Genomic DNA, 16,749 nt, shown 5'->3' with positions numbered 1-16,749 from the left:
CTCGTATATATAAAGACACGTGCCCTGCGGTCGCTTTTATTGTGCTATACAACGAACAGATAAGCCGTAAGTCCTGGATGTGATTACATTAGAGCTAGTATACCCATCACTGAAAGCAAAAGCACGCGCGGCATCGCTATCTTCGGCAGTGCGGCTCCAGTAATGCCCCTCTGAGTTTCGAACTTGTAAAGCTCCGGTAGTACTTCTCAACCAACCGGCAGCCGGTAAGTATAATGAATTGCCTAGTTTAATTCCAGAATCAAATCCTGTTGCACTTACAGTCCAGGAGCCCACATAGGTCACTGGGTTACTAGTATTACTTCTTATAGTAACCCACTCGTCAGATGTTGGAAGGCGTAGTCCTGTTGGACAAGGGTCGTTATACGTTTTTGTAGTGCTAGACCAGGCGCCATTAGGTGCGGCAGTAGTGTTCCAGACGCCGAAGTATAAACCATCCACACCGGCTACGGCGGCTTTATAGCCCCACTGGTAGTAATCTCCGTTCAATCCTTTAGCCGGAGTGAAAGGTGGGAGGCTCTGGTCCGCCCCCAGGTTATGGCACATAAACGCCTTCCACGTGGTTCCTGCCAGATAAGCGCCGCAACCCGTTACCACTACATTAGTGGCCGAACTGGTCGCATTCGAGCAGGCGTTTATCGCCTTAACGGTATAGGCATAGGTTTTGGTACTGGTACCGGTACCGGCTACATCTTTCACGCTTTGCGGTACAGTGTATGTATTGGTAGCCGTTGTAGCTACCTTCGAACCACCCAGGTACCACTCGTACGAGGTTGGCGTTCCTCCCGTTACGTTGGCAGTCAGGGTAATATCTGTGGTTGCCCATTGGAGGATAGACGTACCGCCGCTGATCGATACGCCTGTTATCTTGGGATAAGGCGTTACCACTACATTCGTCGTTATAGAGTAGGAACCCGTGCAGGCGTTTGACGTCCAAACACTATAGGTATAGGTACCGGCTGCATCTTTCACGCTTTGCGGTACAGTGTAGGTACTGTTAGTCGCTCCCGGAATCATCGTGCCACCCAGGTACCATTCGTACGAGGTTGCCGTTCCTCCCGTTACGTAGGCGGTGAGGGTAATAGCAGTGGTTGCCCATTGGGTGATGGTGGTACCGCCACTGATCAATGTGCCTGTTATCTTGCCACAAGCCGTTACCACTACATTAGAGGCCGTACTGGTCGCATCCGAGCAGGCGTTTATCGCCTTAACGGTATAGGTATAGGTATCGGCTACATCTTTCACGCTTTGCGGCACAGTGTAGGTATTGGTAGTCGTTGTAGTAACATACACGCCACCCAGGTACCATTCGTACGAGGTTGGCGTTCCTCCCGTTACGTTGGCGGTCAGGGTGACAGCAGGGATTGCCCATTGGGTGATGGTGGTACCGCCGCTGATCGATACGCCTGTTATCTTGGTACAAGCCGTTACCACTACATTAGCGACCGAACTGGTCGCATCCGAGCAGGCGTTTATCGCCTTAACGGTATAGGCTTTGGTACCGGATGCATCTTTCACGCCTTGCGGTACAGTGTATGTACTGGTAGCCGTTGTAGCTACCTTCGAACCACCCAGGTACCATTCATACGAGGTTGGCGTTCCTCCCGTTACGTTGGCAGTCAGGGTAATAGCAGTTCTTGCCCATTGGGTGATGGTTGTGCCGCCACTGATCGATACGCTTGTTATCTCGCTGCATCCTTCACAGAGCGAAATCCATCTCTGTTCGTTCCAGTATTCCACACAGCCGTTCGTTGTATTGTAAATCATTAACCCGCGTCCTTTCAGGACAATCTCGTTCTGGAATTTAACACTGCTGGTCAGGGCAATACGCTGGTCGTTGGTCAGTTGCGGCAGGCGCAGCCCGCCTATGGTCATTGTCGTGGAAATCTCCAGAACCGAAAAATCCTGGGGAGCTGTACCGTCACCGATTGTCACCTGCGCGGAAACTGCCCCGGCATAAGCTGTGAGCAGCAGTATAACAATCGTAAGTTTTACTTTCATTTTGTTCATGTTTTTTATTATATTAGTGGGGATAAAAAAGCCGTACGGCTAAAAGATAAGCCGCACAGCCGGAATCTGTGTGTAAAATGGGTATGGCCTGGAAAAAAAGACAGGACACCGTATGTTTTTAATAAAATTATTGTTATAATAAATACGCGGGTGCGCGTAAATATATAAGGTAAGGGGTAACTCTCTAACAAAAAACAGCTAACTTCCAAATTTTCAGGAAAAAAAATGAAGGATTTTGCCATAAAAAAAATGGCAGATGATCCTCTTAAACTGTCTGTTCTTTTCATAGAATTGTTCCGTCCTAAAATAACCCGACAAAGAAAACGCCATCCTGCGCTAAAGGATTCCTGCATTTTCAGGCGGGGGTGTGCCAAAAGCAGAACAGCACTATCAATGTGCTACCTTCTTTGTTATCCTGAGTGCAACGAAGGATCTCAACCCTGAGAAACGAGATGTTTCACTCCATTCAACATGACAAAAAGAAAGTAAAAATACTTTTGACACACTCTCATAAAGCAGCGACAAAGATAGATGCCGGTGTTCAAAATATTATTACATATTATGACCTGTTATTACCTTATTATTACCCATTTTACAACCGGGGATGATAATTTTCTTAAATTTATCGAAGTCGTCTTGTGAAGTTACAAAAACGTTTTATCTAATCTTGTATCGAAAACCTTTGGTTATAAATTATTGTTTTATCTTTGCATTTACATGAAAGCATCCTGATTTATGGCTCTGAAACAGCAGTTACAACTCAAACAGCAGCAAAAGTTATCACCTTTGCAAATGCAGGTTATTAAGTTAACCGAATTGCCTGTGCTTGAGCTTGAAGAGCGTATAAAACAAGAATTGGAAGATAATCCCGCATTGGAAGAAGGCCTTGAGCCTACTGATGATGTTTCGGAATACGATGATGATTTCAGCCCTGATGATGATGCAAATATCTCTCAGGAAGATCTGGCTTTGGGCGATTATATGAATGAAGACGAAATTCCCGACTATCAGATCCGGAATAGTGGGCAACAATCGACCCGTCCGTCCGATATTCCTTTTTCCGTAGCGGGATCTTTACATGAATATTTGCTTGAGCAGCTCGGCGAATGCGAACTTGATGAAGAAAGTAAAAAAACGGCTGAATATATTATCGGCAGTATCGAGGAAAATGGCTATCTGGATCGTTCTTTATCCGCTATTTCCGATGATCTTATTTTTCAGCAGAATTTAGATATTCCTGTCTCTAAGCTGGAAGAATTACTGAAGGTTATTCAAGAGTTTGAACCTGCCGGAGTAGGAGCGCGGAATTTGCAGGAATGCTTACTCCTTCAATTGAACAGGAAAGAAAAATCCGGTGAGGTAGATAATGCTATTCGGATTATTACGGATTATTTTGACGAATTTTCCAAAAGACATTATGAGAAAATAATCAGGCAATTGGGTATCGATGAGTTTGAATTGAAAGATATAATACAGGAAATTACCACCCTGAATCCCAAACCGGGAAATACATGGGGCGATTCTCTGTCTGCTACGTTGAGTACTATTATCCCCGACTTTATAGTAGAATCATATAATGGAGAATTATTCCTTAGTCTGAACAACAGGAATATACCCGATATGCGTGTAAGCCGTGAATATTCAAACTTGTTGAAGGGATATGTTGAAAACAAAGACAGCATGTCCACAGACAATAAGAATGCGGTGTTGTTCGTTAAACAAAAACTGGATTCCGCACGATGGTTTATTGAAGCCATCAAACAACGGCAGGATACTTTGCAACGTACCATGGAAGCGATTATGAACTTACAATATGATTTTTTTCTTACAGGGGAAGAGGCTCAGTTAAAGCCGATGATATTGAAAGCCGTGGCTCAGCGTACGGGTTATGATATTTCCACTATATCGCGTGTAAGTAACAGCAAATATGTACAGACCAATTTTGGCGTTTATCCCCTTAAGTATTTCTTTTCGGAGTCGATGCAAACCGATACGGGAGAAGAAATATCATCAAGGGAAGTTAAGGCTATATTGAAAGAGTGCATAGAAAACGAGGATAAGAAGAAGCCGCTGACAGACGATAAGCTATCGGAAATATTAAAAGAGAAGGGCTATATAATTGCCCGTCGGACAGTAGCTAAATACAGAGAGCAAATGAATTTCCCTGTTGCCCGGTTAAGAAAAGAAATATGATGGAAGAAAAAGATAGAGAAATGAGAATGGATGACGAAGTGATAACTACAACCTCTCTTCGCTATGAACAATCGGAAAAGAAAGGTCCGATACTTGCCCGTATTATTTCTTTTGTGTTAACCCCTCTTCTGATGGTGGTTTATGTTATTACTTTTATATTTATATATACAGATTTCAAGTTCTTGTACGGTAATCAGTTCATTCAATTTATTGCACCCGCTTTCTTTCTGTCTTGTGCCATTCCGGTGAGTGGTATTTATACATTGAAAGTGACGAAATTGATCTCAGATTATAAATTTAGAAAAGGAGAGCGATTTTTACCTTTCACTATTTTCTTTTTTTCGTATGGGCTTCTTTTCTATTATTTCTTTTCGGCGAAACTTACTATTTGGTTTTTGGCTGTTTTAGCAGTCCCAATGATGCTATTAATTATATATGCTTTGGTATTAATGTTCTGGAAAATTAGCGTTTATATGCTGGGTATAGGAGGACTGATCGGTAGCATTATGTCAATTTGTTATAACATTAAAGGACTCAACCTATCTGTTTTGTTCATCATTTTGTTTATCTTAGCGGGGAGTTTGGGAGTGTCGCGTCTTACTCTCAACAGGAATACACCTGCTCAGGTATATGCAGGATTCCTGATTGGTATCGTAGTTTCGTATTTCACTGTATGGATAGGCGCATATTGGGGAATTGTCATTTTTCTGAAAAACTTATAATTTATAACATAAATAACTATGAACTTTCCTGAAAATTTAAAGTATTCTAAAGATCACGAGTGGATCAAAGTTGAGGGCGACACGGCTCTTGTAGGTATCACAGAGTTTGCGCAAAGCGAATTGGGTGAAATCGTTTATGTAGACGTGACTACAGAAGGTGAAACAATTGATAAAGACGGCGTTTTCGGTAGTGTGGAAGCTGTGAAAACCGTATCTGACCTTCTGATGCCTGTAGCAGGCGAAGTGCTTGAAGTAAACGCTGAGTTGGAAGATAAGCCGGAGTTAATCAATGAAGATCCTTATGGTAAAGGATGGATCATAAAAATCGCAGTCAGTGATAGCACTCAATTAGATAGCCTGCTATCTGCCACTGATTACAAATCATTAATAGGGAAATAAACAATGAACCCGGTTGTGAGCATTATAATGGGAAGTACATCCGATCTTCCTGTTATGGAAAAGGCCGCAAAGTTTTTTGACGAAATGGAGATTCCTTTCGAAATAAATGCTTTGTCGGCTCATCGCACACCTGAAAGGGTAGAGGCTTTTGCTAAAGGGGCGCACCAGAGGGGTATAAAGGTTATTATAGCCGCGGCAGGCATGGCAGCGCATTTACCGGGGGTGATTTCTTCAATGACTTCTATTCCTGTGATAGGTGTTCCTGTCGATGCTTCGCTCGATGGACTGGATGCCTTATTGGCTATCGTACAAATGCCCCCGGGTATTCCGGTTGCAACTGTAGGGATAAACGGCGCTCTTAATGCTGCTATTCTGGCCTTGCAGATGATTGCTACGGGAGACGAGGAATTGTATAAAAAAACGGTAGCCTACAAAGAAAGCCTCAAGGGAAAAATAGAAAAAGCAAATGAGGAACTGGCTCAAGTGAAATATAAATACAAAACAAATTAAAATATTTGCAAATAGGGGTGTGTCAAAAGTATTTTTTTACTATCTATTTACATACGCTACGCTCCTGTGACCGTTGGTTGTCATGTCGAACGGAGTGAAGGATCTTTTTTTGAAAGTCGAGATTCTTCGTTGCACTCAGGATGACAGAGAGGGTAACACTTTGATAGTATTGTTTTACTTTTGACACACCCTCACTTTCTTTATATATTGACCTTATTAATGCCAATCAGTAGTTAATGCTATTCCTGTTGGATGAAAACGTTCGGTTATTTTCATCCTTATTCTTCTGCGCGCAATCACAGATTGCTTGCGTCCCTTTTGGCCTAAGCCCCAAAAGGAACCAAAAACGCTTTTGCGCCCCCGCTTCAACGTCCGACCCATAACGGACTTAAAGGCTAAACAAAAAAACTCGCTCCGGGTTTTGTATAATACGAATCATTTGATAAGCTCAGACACGTTTTTGTTTTTAACGCCTTCTTCGTCCTATGGGTGCCCCGTACTTGAAGCTAACGGCGCAGCTAAAGCCAGACAAGGCAGCCGCTTGTCGTGCGTCAGCCTCCCGCGCATTAGTTCCGCAGGCGGGGCACCCACACGGTGCAGGCGGCGTAGAATGGGACGGGGCGATAGCCCGTTCGTCCCTTTCAGCCGGCAAACCGGTTGTGGGTCGCCGAGGGACGAAGCGCTAGCTTTTTGCTTACTTTTGGGCAATGCCAAAAGTAAGGGCAAGCCCGGCAGGGCGCGGCAGTGATGAGCATATGTTGAGAACGCAAGCTATCTGTGATTGCGCACAGAGAAGTTGATGCGAATAACCGAACGTTTCAACTACTGATTCCCCCGAAAGGGGAGGTTGGAGGGGCCGATTCATGGATTGCTTCGGGCTATCGCCCTACCAATGACAGGGAGTTTCATCTTTATCTTTTTGGACACCCTCCTACTAGTCCGATAGACGACCTCTTTAGTATATTATTCCTATATTACTTTAATATAATTGGATTTGTATCGACAATAATAATTGGATAATCCTCATTTTTTGTATTTTTGCGTATTATACTTAACTATATTGGCATGAATTTAAAGAAGGTATTTTTATTAATGTTTATCCTGACGGCTAGTTCTACCGGGATATTCTTTACTAATGCTGCGACTCTGCATACAGCACCTTTCTCTGTGGAATCTACTTACGACGATATTATAATACATACCGTCGCTAAAGGAGAAACAGTATACTCCATTGCTGCTATGTATAACACTACCGTTCAACAGATATACGCAATGAATCCCGGCGCTGAAAAAGGGATCAAAGCCGGCGACAAGCTACGGATCCCGAAAGGCAAAGCCATATCCGGATATAGCAATCACCTGATAGAAGCTAAAGAAACCCTTTATTCCGTAGCCCGTATGTATAATATATCCGTAGATGACATCAAAGATGCAAATCCGGGGTTAAACGAAAGTTTATTTAAAACAGGCAAAACAATAAAGATACCCAAGTTTGAACCTGTGACAAACATTTCAACTGCATATAGCGTACAGAAAGGAGAGACTTTATACAGCATCAGTAAAAAATACAATGTTTCCGTTGAATCACTTCTGGCGGCTAATCCATCTATAAAAGATACCGGACTGAGGGAAGGCATGGCATTAAACATTCCGGGAAAAGCATCTTCGCCTGCTTATGATAACCGTAGACCGGTAGAGCCGGAAATAACAACAGAAAGCGCTTCCAAAGGTGAAACAGTACGAATAGGAATATTCTTCTCATTTACAGATGCCGGTAGCAGCATCCAGAAAGATAAGCTGGCAGAGTATTACGAAGGCTTTTTGCTAGCCCTTAGAGACCTGAAGGCAAAAGGACTAAATGCCGAGATTTACACATTTGATGCAGGCCCTGAGAAAAACACAAAAAGGCTGGAAAGCCTGCTTGGGACAAATGAAGTAAAAAGCCTTAACCTTATGATAGGAGGAGTATCCAAGCAACAAATAGAGACAATGTCCAAATTTTCGAAAAAGACAGGTATCAAATATGTAATACCTTTTGGATCGACAAGCTCCATAGAGAGTGATCCGGATCTGTTCCAGATGACTACGTCCCATTCTAATCTTTATCCTGAAATAGTTTCGGCTTTTGTGAAAAAATTTGGTGACTACAATGTTGTTTTTATTTCGGAGACAGGGTCGAATGATAAAGCGGATTTTGTCGCGGAACTGAAAAAAGGATTGTCAAAATCTAACATTCAATATAAAACTATAACCGGTTCGGAAAACTTGCTTGAAAATATGAATGCGAATTTAAGGTCGGGAAGAAACATATTGGTGCCGGCTTCTTCCTCCGAAACCACATTGCGAAAAGTATTAGCAACAATAGAACTCCTCGGCTCATCGTCGGTATCGCTATTTGGCTACCCTGAATGGCAGGCATACACACAACACGCAGAAGCTTTACACAAGTCCGATTCTTATATCTATAGTATCTTTTTTTTAGACGAACAACAAAAAGAGGTCCAAGATGTGGCGAACCAATATAAGTCATGGTATGGTAAAAATATGATTAATTCATTTCCCAAGTGGGGATATTTGGGATACGACTCAGGACTGTTTTTCTTAACCGCCTTGAAACAATATGGAAGTGGATTCGAGTCTGACCTGACAAAGATGAAAGTACAACCCCTGCAATCTGCCGTAAATTTCGAACGTGTAAATGGCAAAGGAGGAGGATACATCAATAACGGTTTGTATTTCGTTCATTATAAAACAAATTCCGTAATAGAAAAAGTAGATATTAGCAAATAATGATAAAGAGATATATTCTTTTCCTGATTTTTCCGATTATTACTCTGTTGTCTTACGGACAGAAGAAAGAATTCAAGCCGGAATGGAATGTAGGAATTGGTTTTGGCCCCACATTCTCATCTGTTGATTTCCAGGTGACAAGGCTAAGCAGAGGTCCCAGTACCAAAAACATGCTTCAATATCATGGGGGCGTTGCAGTCCGTTATCTTTCCGAAAATCATTTAGGTTTTATAGCTGAACTAAATTACAGCCAACAAGGATGGGAGCAAAGTTTCGATACTCCGCCAAATACTCCGCAATACGAACATTCCCATCAGCTGAATTATCTCGAACTTCCGTTCCTGGCTCATATCTATTTTGGAAATAAAGTAAGATTTATATTAAACTTAGGCCCTAAGATCAGTTTCCTGATAAGTGATAGCGAGAAAATGAACCGGGCATTATCTGACTATCTATCCAGCGGGGACGTACCTGAAACGATGGCCACCCATCAATATTACCGTATGGCCGATAAAAAAATAGACTATGGTTTGGTAGCCGGAATGGGACTTGAGTTTAGAACGGGCATAGGAAGTTTTGCTTTGGAAGGAAGATATGCTTTTGGACTGGGAGACATCTACAATAATACAAAATCTGATGTGTTTTCCCGCTCTGCCAACAGGGTTATCTCCGCGAAATTGACATATTACGTTAAGTTATTCTGACATGCCGCGCATATATAAGTTTACTCGGACGGGATTAAAGCTTTTATATAAAATCCGCCATCACAGGGGACACGGTATACATTCACCATTTGTATTTAATCTGATAACCAAAGTTATTGAGGAAAAAACACCTTACCATGTGTATGAAGATATAAGATACGCGCTGGAGAGTGCTCATCTAAAAAAAACATCCTTGTCGAAAGAGGATAAGTTATATTTCAGGTTGGTAAATTATTTTTCGGCACAACATATATTAGAAATTGGTTCCGGATACGGGATAACAACCCTCTTTCTGACAGCGCCTTCAGATAACATAGTCTGCGCTTGCCTGGAACCGTCTGCGAAGAAATATAATGAAGCTAAAAAACTATATGCGATATGGGATAAAAATATCAGATTATACCCAAGCGAAAAACTCGTTATACCGGATTGTAAGCCGGATTGCATACTCATTAATCTAAATCGTTTTCCGTTACCGGATAATATTGTTCAATATTTATCTGATATTTCCTATGAAAAAACATTTATAATTGTCAAGGGTATCCGAACAAAGAAACGCAATCAAGCGTTATGGAAAAGTATCATAAACATGGACTCAAGAACTGTCGTTCTGGACTTGTTTAATATAGGCATAGTGTTTTTTGATAAAACACTATACAGATGGGAATACAAAATAAGTTTCTAAATAGAAAAGGGATGAAAAAAAGTTCTGTATATACTAAGACAGGAGACAAGGGCATGACTTCTCTTGTAGGTGGCAAACGCGTAGTAAAGTCGCATATCAGGCTCGAAGCCTATGGCTCAACAGATGAGCTTAACTCTTTCGTGGGATTTCTCATTCAGGAGGTAGATGACAAACATGATCTGGAAGTTCTTTCTTTTATTCAACATAAATTATTTACGGTCGGCTCATACCTCGCTACAGAAACAGAAGCTATCCCGCCCAAAGCGGCAAGCATAATTACAGACAATAATATCGCCTTGCTCGAAAGCGAAATGGACCGAATGGATAGTGAACTGCCACAACTACGGCAATTCGTTCTGCCCGGAGGAAGCGAATCGGCTTCCAGAGCGCACATATGCCGCACAGTATGCCGACGGGTAGAACGTTGTATACACAGAGTAAAGGATGAATTTCCCGTTGACGATCAAATCCTTATGTTTGTTAACAGATTGTCAGATTATTTTTTCTTACTGGCGAGAAAAGAAAGTAATAAAAAAGGAAAAGAAATATTTTGGAATCAGAGCTTAATATAAGAAATAATGTTACTTTTGCGGAATTATAAAAAACAGCAAACTGTTAAAACTAAGATATTATGTATTGGACTTTAGAACTGGCATCTAAATTAGAAGATGCGCCATGGCCTGCAACAAAAGAAGAGTTGATCGACTATGCCCAACGTTCGGGAGCTCCTCTTGAAGTAATTGAAAATTTACAGGAAATAGAGGATGAAGAAGAAACCTTTGATACAATCGAAGATATTTGGCCTGACTATCCGAGCAAAGAAGATTTCTTCTTTAACGAAGACGAATACTAAATCTGAAAGGTTGTAATAGGCTAAAAGAAAATGAATATAAAAGAGATTGGAGGAAAATACTCTGGTCTCTTTTTTTATAGACTCGAATATAAAAATAAAACACTATTATTAACCTGTAATAACAGGTAAAACCAGCCTCGACCTAAAGAAAAAGTCTTTAATTATTTGTTCTTCCAGCAAGTATGCCCATTTTGTTCAAAAAATCAGAGTATATTTGTAGCTTGATTTATAATTGACTTTTAAAATCGCGAATGAAAGAAGTAAAATATTTAGTAAACGACATTGTGGCTGCATGCCAAGAAAAGAAAGCTAAAAATATTGTAATAGTAGATATGACAGAGCTTCCCGGAACTATTTGCCAGTATTTTGTAATATGCGAAGGGAACACGCCTATACAAGTGACTGCTATTTCGGATGAAATCACAGAGTCTCTGAAAAAGAAGAAAAAAGAGCGCCCTATATCAACAGATGGATTGCGCGAAGGTCGCTGGGTAGGAATAGATTATGGTACAGTTATTGTACATGTGTTTATTCCGGAACTCCGCGAATTTTATAATATAGAAAATTTGTGGGCTGATGCTAAAATAGAATCTATCCCGGATATCGATTAACTAGCTGTAAGATTTTTTTATGGATAATTATAACAAAGGAGACAATAAGCCTAAAGGCCCGGGTACAAACCGCCCTAAAATGCCTTTTAATCTGTACTGGATCTATTTAATAGTATTCGGAGCGATTATCGGCATGTACTTTTTCTCAGACAATAGTGTCACGAAGGAAGTGCCTTGGTCCGACTTTCAGGGTTACGTAAGAGACAATAGTATAAGTAAAATTGTCGTCGACAATAAGAATAATACACTGAAGGCCTACGTACGTCCCGATTCGATAAAGAATGTATACAAAAATGAAGCGGAACGCGCCGGAAGCAATCCGTCTATTCTTGTAAGAATTCCATCGGCTGACAAATTTTCCGATTTTTACGATCAGGTAAGGGCCGAACATAAATACGACATCGACGTAAGCTACGAAACCAGTACCAGCGCCATCGAAATATTATTAAGCTTCTTGCCTGTTATCCTTATATTCGGCCTCTTCATATATATGATGCGCCGTATGTCGGGAGCAAGCGGAGGAGGAGGCGGCGGAGTTTTCAGCGTAGGGAAATCCAAGGCTCAACTATATGACAAAGGTTCCGATTTGCGGGTTACTTTCAAAGATGTAGCAGGATTATCCGAAGCGAAAGAAGAGATTGAAGAAATCGTAGAGTTTCTGAAAAACCCTTCCCGCTATACGGAAATTGGAGGTAAAATCCCTAAAGGAGCTTTGCTTGTAGGCCCTCCGGGAACAGGGAAAACATTACTGGCTAAAGCAGTTGCCGGCGAGGCGAATGTCCCATTCTTCTCATTGTCCGGTTCCGACTTTGTGGAAATGTTTGTCGGCGTGGGTGCATCCCGTGTGAGAGACTTGTTTAAACAGGCAAAAGAAAAATCTCCATGTATTATATTTATTGACGAAATAGATGCTATCGGACGTGCCCGTGGAAGAAATCTGAATATGGGGTCTAACGATGAGCGAGAGAATACACTCAACCAGTTATTGACTGAGATGGACGGTTTCGGTACTAACAGCGGAGTCATACTGCTCGCAGCTACCAACCGTGCCGATATTCTGGATAAGGCGTTGCTTCGCGCAGGACGCTTCGACCGTCAGATCACTGTCGATCTACCGGATCTGAATGATAGAAAAGAAATTTTCAAAGTACATCTGCGCCCTGTCAAAATAGATGACACGGTAGATGTAGAGTTCCTTTCGCGCCAAACTCCGGGATTTTCGGGCGCAGACATAGCAAATGTATGTAACGAAGCTGCGCTAATCGCTGCCCGCAAAAATAAAAAAGTAGTACAGAAAGAAGATTTTACCGACGCAGTAGACCGCATAGTAGGTGGACTTGAAAAAAAGAATAAAATTACAACTCTGGACGAACGGAAAACAATTGCAATCCATGAAGCCGGACATGCTACCTTAAGTTGGTTCTTACAATATGCCAATCCATTGGTAAAAGTAACGATTGTTCCTCGTGGTAAAGCATTAGGCGCTGCATGGTATCTGCCGGAAGAGAGACAGATAACAACAAAAGAACAGATGCTTGACGAGATGTGCGCCTTACTTGGTGGACGTGCCGCCGAAGAAGTCTTTATCGGGCATATTTCTTCCGGTGCAGCAAACGACCTTGAGCGGGTAACAAAACAGGCATATGCAATGATTTCCTATCTGGGGATGAGCGAAAAGCTTCCGAATCTGAGCTATTATGATTCATCCGGCGAAGGATATGGTTTTACAAAACCATACAGCGAAGAAACAGCCTTGGTTATCGATAAGGAGGTGCAAAGTATGATTAATGGGCAATACGAGCGTGCGAAACAATTGCTGCGTCAACATTCCGACGGTCATGGCCGATTAGCAAACCTTTTAGTTACCGAAGAAGTAATCTTTTCTGACGACCTGAAGAAAGTATTCGGCGAACGTCAATGGGTATCTCGTTCTGAAGAGCTATTGAAAGAAGCTGAGGAACCTCCGCGAAATGTCGAAATAGAAATTAAAGAAGAAAATATTTCCGGTATAATCAATCAAGAAGGACAATCTGAATAAATTTCCAAGAAATAATAACAATATAATATGGGCACGGTTATTTTTATCCGTGTCCATTTCATTTTTCATAAATAACCACTTAAATTTGTTATTGCAAAAGTAATACTCCAAATATGGCTGATGAATTGAAAGAAATAGTTTATTCGCGAGATTCTATTGAGTTTGTGACAGTTGCAGTACAATACTGCGCTTACCTTGAAAATTTTGATAATAATATTATTGAGTCGGAACTGACAGATAAACTTACCAAAATACTTCCGCTGCTTTATCTAAAAGCATCCCTTATCCCTGAAACGGATACCGTAAACGAGGATAATCCGGAAATATCAGTAACAGAGGAAGATTATGATTACATTACATCCAAGTTGAATACTATTTTTGGCGCGAACGATACTTATCTTGAGGTTTTCCTTCAAGACATGAAATATAGCGAAACTCCTATTTCAGCCAATATAAGCGAAGACTTGGCGGATATCTATCAGGATTTAAAGAATTTTGTAACTATATTTGAACGGGGTATCACAGAAAATATGAATGATGCCTTGTATGTCTGTACTGAAAATTTTAAAATGTACTGGGGGCAAAAATTAGTAAATGCATTGAGAGCTTTGCATTCTTTAAAATACTCCGCAGATACAGACAATTTGGAAGAAGGCGAAATAGCCGAAACAGATGATGAATTATGGTAAGTACAATTACAAAAGAAGAACTATCGGGTTTTGCTCAAGAAAAATTTACGGGACGTATTATTGTTGTGCAAACCATAGATGAAACCTTAAAAGCGACAGCTTATCTTTCGGGATTCGGTGCGATTGGTTTTGATACCGAAACGCGCCCTGCCTTCAAAAAAGGAGTATCTCATCAAATAGCTCTGATGCAATTATCGACAGAAGATACATGCTTTCTTTTCCGTCTAAACCTCATAGGACTGCCTGATTGTCTTGCCGGAATATTAGTAAACCCGGCAATAAAAAAAATCGGATTATCGCTGAAAGACGACTTCACGGCGATTCATAAACGAAAGTCATTATCCCCTGTTAATTTTATCGACATTCAGTCTTTTATTCACGATTATGGGATTGAAGATCTGGGACTTCAACGCATTTATGGCATACTTTTTGGAAAAAGAATATCAAAAGGGCAACGTCTGTCAAACTGGGAAGCCGATGTGCTTTCCGACGCTCAAAAACTCTACGCGGCTCTTGATGCATGGGCTTGCCTGAGAATATTCAACGAGTTAAAAAACAGAGAAAAAATAAAGAAAAAATAAAACACAAATATGGCATTTATAGATTATTACAGCATATTAGGTGTGCAAAAAAATGCCGGCAACGATGATATTAAAAAAGCATATCGTAAACTGGCAAGGAAATATCATCCTGATATCAATCCTAACAATGATGATGCAAAACTGAAATTCCAACAAATAAACGAGGCTAACGAAGTTCTTTCCGATCCGGAGAAACGTAAGAAGTATGATGAGTACGGAGAAAACTGGAAGCATGCCGAAGAATTTGAGAAGGCAAAACAGCAACAATCTCAGAATGGTGGCTTCGCGGACTATACTGATTTTGGCGGCTACGGAGGTGGAGCAACATACAGTTTCGATGGGGAAGGAAACTTTTCCGACTTTTTTGAATCCCTTTTCGGGCAAAGACATTCTTCCTCAAAAAAACGTAGCGGCGGATTCCGTGGACAGGATTATACAACCGAGCTTCACCTGAATTTGAGAGAAGCTTCCGAAACGCATAAAAGGACTATTTCTGTCAACGGTAAAAACCTGCGGATTACGATTCCGGCCGGAGTATCCGACGGACAAGTAATAAAACTTGCCGGACAAGGCGGAGCAGGAGCCAATAGCGGACCAAACGGCGACCTTTATATTACATTTGTCATAAATGAAGACCCGCAATTTAAAAGAGCAGGAGATGATCTTTATTCGACGGCTGATCTCAATCTATACACAGCAGTATTGGGCGGCGAAGAAACCATTGATACATATACAGGAAAAGTAAAACTGAAAGTTCCGGCAGGAACCCAGAATGGCACAAAAGTGAGACTGAAAGGAAAAGGATTTCCGGTATACAAACAGGAAGGAAAATATGGTGACCTGATTATTACTTATTCGGTGAAAATACCGGCTAATCTTACTCCGGAGCAAAAAGAGTTATTTGAAGAGCTGGCAAAGTCTTAATTTAAAGAGGTAGATTATGAATACAGAATTAATAATCATCGAAGAATACTGCATCCGGAATCAGATAGATCTTGAATTTATCATACAACTCGAAAATGAAGGATTTTATCTATAATAGACAATTTGAAAATTAGCGAATGAGCAAATTTGAAAATTTGAAAATGAGTGTGGAGTTTGTTACTTTTTAGTTAAAAAGTTATGAGTAGACGAGATACGAGGTACAAGTTGTTGACTGTTGACTGTAGAGGTTTGTTACTTTTTAGTTAAATTCCGGTTTGTCATGCTGACGATAGGAAGCATCTCCTGTCTCTCGGGGATCGGGATCCTTCCCTGCGGTCAGGATGACAAAGAGGGTAGCCGCGCGAGCAAGGGCTAACGGCTAAAAGCTATCGGCTAACAGCTAACTGACTGTAGAGGTTTGTTACATTTTAGTTAAAAAGTTACGAGTAGACGAGATACGAGGTACAAGGTACAAGTTGTTGACTGTTGACTGCTAACTGTTGACTGTTGAGGTTTGTTACTTTTTAGTTAAATTCCGGTTTGTCATGCTGACGAGAGGAAGCATCTCCTGTTTCTCGGGGATCAGGATCCTTCCCTGCGGTCAGGATGACAAAGAGGGTAGCCGCGCGAGCAAGGGGCTAACGGCTAACAGCTATCGGCTAACAGCTAAAAAATAGTTGTAGAGGTTTGTTACTTTTTAGTTAAAAGGAGGAAGGAGTTTTTCTCTCGTCATTGCGAGGGTTCGCCCGAAGCAATCCATTAATAATCAATACTCTGGATTGCTTCACTCCGTTCGCAATGACGAAAAGGCCTTGTTGGCTGACTACTGTTTACTGCTAACTGTAGAAGTTTGTTACATTTTAGTTAAAAAGTTATAAGCTTTTGTCGCTTCGCGCCATTCTTCATATACTCTATTAAAATCCAACAATTTTGTCCACATTTTTAGCAAAGCTGTTTATTTTTTTCTCTAGGGTCAAGACATATATATGTCTCCGACCAAGGTATTTTATTTTTTAAGACAC

Annotated in this window: 16 protein-coding genes; 14 read left to right on the top strand and 2 right to left on the bottom strand. The window is 41.1% G+C overall.

Annotation, left to right across the window (positions count from 1 at the left end):
• Positions 1-36: 36 nt before the first annotated feature.
• Complete coding sequence (locus ACYPZI_RS04675; RefSeq protein WP_459599108.1) at positions 37-2,019, bottom strand: fibrobacter succinogenes major paralogous domain-containing protein; 1,983 nt, start codon at positions 2,017-2,019, stop codon at positions 37-39.
• 744 nt (positions 2,020-2,763) lie between these two features.
• Here ACYPZI_RS04675 and rpoN point away from each other — a divergent pair.
• From rpoN to purE, 4 genes are read left to right on the top strand one after another with little or no spacing between them, the layout of a single operon-like run.
• The gene (gene rpoN, locus ACYPZI_RS04670) at positions 2,764-4,221 is read left to right on the top strand and encodes an RNA polymerase factor sigma-54 (protein ID WP_459599106.1); all 1,458 of its coding nucleotides are present in this window, start codon (positions 2,764-2,766) and stop codon (positions 4,219-4,221) included.
• Positions 4,218-4,943, top strand: a complete 726-nt coding sequence (locus ACYPZI_RS04665; RefSeq protein ID WP_459599104.1) for a hypothetical protein — start codon at positions 4,218-4,220, stop codon at positions 4,941-4,943. The genes rpoN and ACYPZI_RS04665 overlap by 4 nt, the downstream gene beginning before the upstream one ends.
• 18 nt (positions 4,944-4,961) lie before the next feature.
• Complete coding sequence (gene gcvH, locus ACYPZI_RS04660) at positions 4,962-5,342, top strand: glycine cleavage system protein GcvH (protein WP_459599102.1); 381 nt, start codon at positions 4,962-4,964, stop codon at positions 5,340-5,342.
• 3 nt (positions 5,343-5,345) lie between these two features.
• Positions 5,346-5,852 (top strand): 5-(carboxyamino)imidazole ribonucleotide mutase, encoded by a 507-nt coding sequence (gene purE / locus ACYPZI_RS04655; protein ID WP_459599100.1) that lies wholly within the window; start codon positions 5,346-5,348, stop codon positions 5,850-5,852.
• A gap of 483 nt (positions 5,853-6,335) precedes the next feature.
• On the opposite strand, the gene ACYPZI_RS04650 is transcribed toward purE, so the two are convergent.
• A complete protein-coding gene (locus tag ACYPZI_RS04650) occupies positions 6,336-6,566 on the bottom strand; it encodes a hypothetical protein (RefSeq protein WP_459599098.1) in 231 nt (76 codons plus the stop codon).
• Between the two features lie 351 nt (positions 6,567-6,917).
• Here ACYPZI_RS04650 and ACYPZI_RS04645 point away from each other — a divergent pair, with 351 nt between their 5' ends.
• From ACYPZI_RS04645 to ACYPZI_RS04600, 10 genes are all read left to right on the top strand, one after another.
• Entirely contained in the window at positions 6,918-8,642 is a 1,725-nt protein-coding gene (locus ACYPZI_RS04645) for a LysM peptidoglycan-binding domain-containing protein (protein ID WP_459599096.1), read from the top strand.
• The gene (locus ACYPZI_RS04640; RefSeq protein WP_459599094.1) at positions 8,642-9,346 is read left to right on the top strand and encodes a porin family protein; all 705 of its coding nucleotides are present in this window, start codon (positions 8,642-8,644) and stop codon (positions 9,344-9,346) included. The genes ACYPZI_RS04645 and ACYPZI_RS04640 overlap by 1 nt, the downstream gene beginning before the upstream one ends.
• 1 nt (position 9,347) lies before the next feature.
• The gene (locus ACYPZI_RS04635) at positions 9,348-10,031 is read left to right on the top strand and encodes an O-methyltransferase (RefSeq protein ID WP_459599092.1); all 684 of its coding nucleotides are present in this window, start codon (positions 9,348-9,350) and stop codon (positions 10,029-10,031) included.
• An 11-nt stretch (positions 10,032-10,042) separates the two neighbouring features.
• Positions 10,043-10,603, top strand: a complete 561-nt coding sequence (locus ACYPZI_RS04630; protein ID WP_459599090.1) for a cob(I)yrinic acid a,c-diamide adenosyltransferase — start codon at positions 10,043-10,045, stop codon at positions 10,601-10,603.
• Positions 10,604-10,662: 59 nt separating this feature from the next.
• Positions 10,663-10,884, top strand: a complete 222-nt coding sequence (locus ACYPZI_RS04625; RefSeq protein WP_459599088.1) for a DUF2795 domain-containing protein — start codon at positions 10,663-10,665, stop codon at positions 10,882-10,884.
• A 251-nt stretch (positions 10,885-11,135) separates the two neighbouring features.
• Positions 11,136-11,495: a ribosome silencing factor gene (gene rsfS / locus ACYPZI_RS04620; RefSeq protein WP_459599086.1), complete on the top strand. Its 360-nt coding sequence runs from the start codon at positions 11,136-11,138 to the stop codon at positions 11,493-11,495.
• A 19-nt stretch (positions 11,496-11,514) separates the two neighbouring features.
• Positions 11,515-13,533 carry an ATP-dependent zinc metalloprotease FtsH gene (gene ftsH / locus ACYPZI_RS04615; protein ID WP_459599084.1) on the top strand — a complete coding sequence of 673 codons (2,019 nt, stop codon included), beginning with the start codon at positions 11,515-11,517 and terminating at the stop codon, positions 13,531-13,533.
• Between the two features lie 113 nt (positions 13,534-13,646).
• Positions 13,647-14,222, top strand: a complete 576-nt coding sequence (locus tag ACYPZI_RS04610; RefSeq protein ID WP_459599082.1) for a DUF5063 domain-containing protein — start codon at positions 13,647-13,649, stop codon at positions 14,220-14,222.
• A complete protein-coding gene (locus tag ACYPZI_RS04605) occupies positions 14,216-14,803 on the top strand; it encodes a 3'-5' exonuclease (protein WP_459599080.1) in 588 nt (195 codons plus the stop codon). Before ACYPZI_RS04610 ends, ACYPZI_RS04605 begins: the two co-directional genes overlap by 7 nt.
• A gap of 9 nt (positions 14,804-14,812) precedes the next feature.
• On the top strand, positions 14,813-15,727 hold the full coding sequence (locus ACYPZI_RS04600) for a DnaJ C-terminal domain-containing protein (protein ID WP_459599078.1): 915 nt from the start codon (positions 14,813-14,815) through the stop codon (positions 15,725-15,727).
• The last annotated feature ends 1,022 nt before the right edge of the window (positions 15,728-16,749 follow it).

The organism is Dysgonomonas reticulitermitis, assembly GCF_054601275.1.
The sequence above is the reverse complement of the archived record's forward strand: the minus strand, read 5'-3'. Positions and strand labels throughout refer to the sequence as shown.

Excerpts from the sequence above, each read along its gene's own strand:
- ACYPZI_RS04675 (WP_459599108.1), bottom strand. The coding sequence starts at position 2,019 with ATGAAAGTAAAACTTACGATTGTTATACTGCTGCTCACAGCTTATGCC.
- rpoN (WP_459599106.1), top strand. The coding sequence starts at position 2,764 with ATGGCTCTGAAACAGCAGTTACAACTCAAACAGCAGCAAAAGTTATCA.
- ACYPZI_RS04665 (WP_459599104.1), top strand. The coding sequence starts at position 4,218 with ATGATGGAAGAAAAAGATAGAGAAATGAGAATGGATGACGAAGTGATA.
- gcvH (WP_459599102.1), top strand. The coding sequence starts at position 4,962 with ATGAACTTTCCTGAAAATTTAAAGTATTCTAAAGATCACGAGTGGATC.
- purE (WP_459599100.1), top strand. The coding sequence starts at position 5,346 with ATGAACCCGGTTGTGAGCATTATAATGGGAAGTACATCCGATCTTCCT.
- ACYPZI_RS04645 (WP_459599096.1), top strand. The coding sequence starts at position 6,918 with ATGAATTTAAAGAAGGTATTTTTATTAATGTTTATCCTGACGGCTAGT.
- ACYPZI_RS04640 (WP_459599094.1), top strand. The coding sequence starts at position 8,642 with ATGATAAAGAGATATATTCTTTTCCTGATTTTTCCGATTATTACTCTG.
- ACYPZI_RS04635 (WP_459599092.1), top strand. The coding sequence starts at position 9,348 with ATGCCGCGCATATATAAGTTTACTCGGACGGGATTAAAGCTTTTATAT.
- ACYPZI_RS04630 (WP_459599090.1), top strand. The coding sequence starts at position 10,043 with ATGAAAAAAAGTTCTGTATATACTAAGACAGGAGACAAGGGCATGACT.
- ACYPZI_RS04625 (WP_459599088.1), top strand. The coding sequence starts at position 10,663 with ATGTATTGGACTTTAGAACTGGCATCTAAATTAGAAGATGCGCCATGG.
- rsfS (WP_459599086.1), top strand. The coding sequence starts at position 11,136 with ATGAAAGAAGTAAAATATTTAGTAAACGACATTGTGGCTGCATGCCAA.
- ftsH (WP_459599084.1), top strand. The coding sequence starts at position 11,515 with ATGGATAATTATAACAAAGGAGACAATAAGCCTAAAGGCCCGGGTACA.
- ACYPZI_RS04610 (WP_459599082.1), top strand. The coding sequence starts at position 13,647 with ATGGCTGATGAATTGAAAGAAATAGTTTATTCGCGAGATTCTATTGAG.
- ACYPZI_RS04605 (WP_459599080.1), top strand. The coding sequence starts at position 14,216 with ATGGTAAGTACAATTACAAAAGAAGAACTATCGGGTTTTGCTCAAGAA.
- ACYPZI_RS04600 (WP_459599078.1), top strand. The coding sequence starts at position 14,813 with ATGGCATTTATAGATTATTACAGCATATTAGGTGTGCAAAAAAATGCC.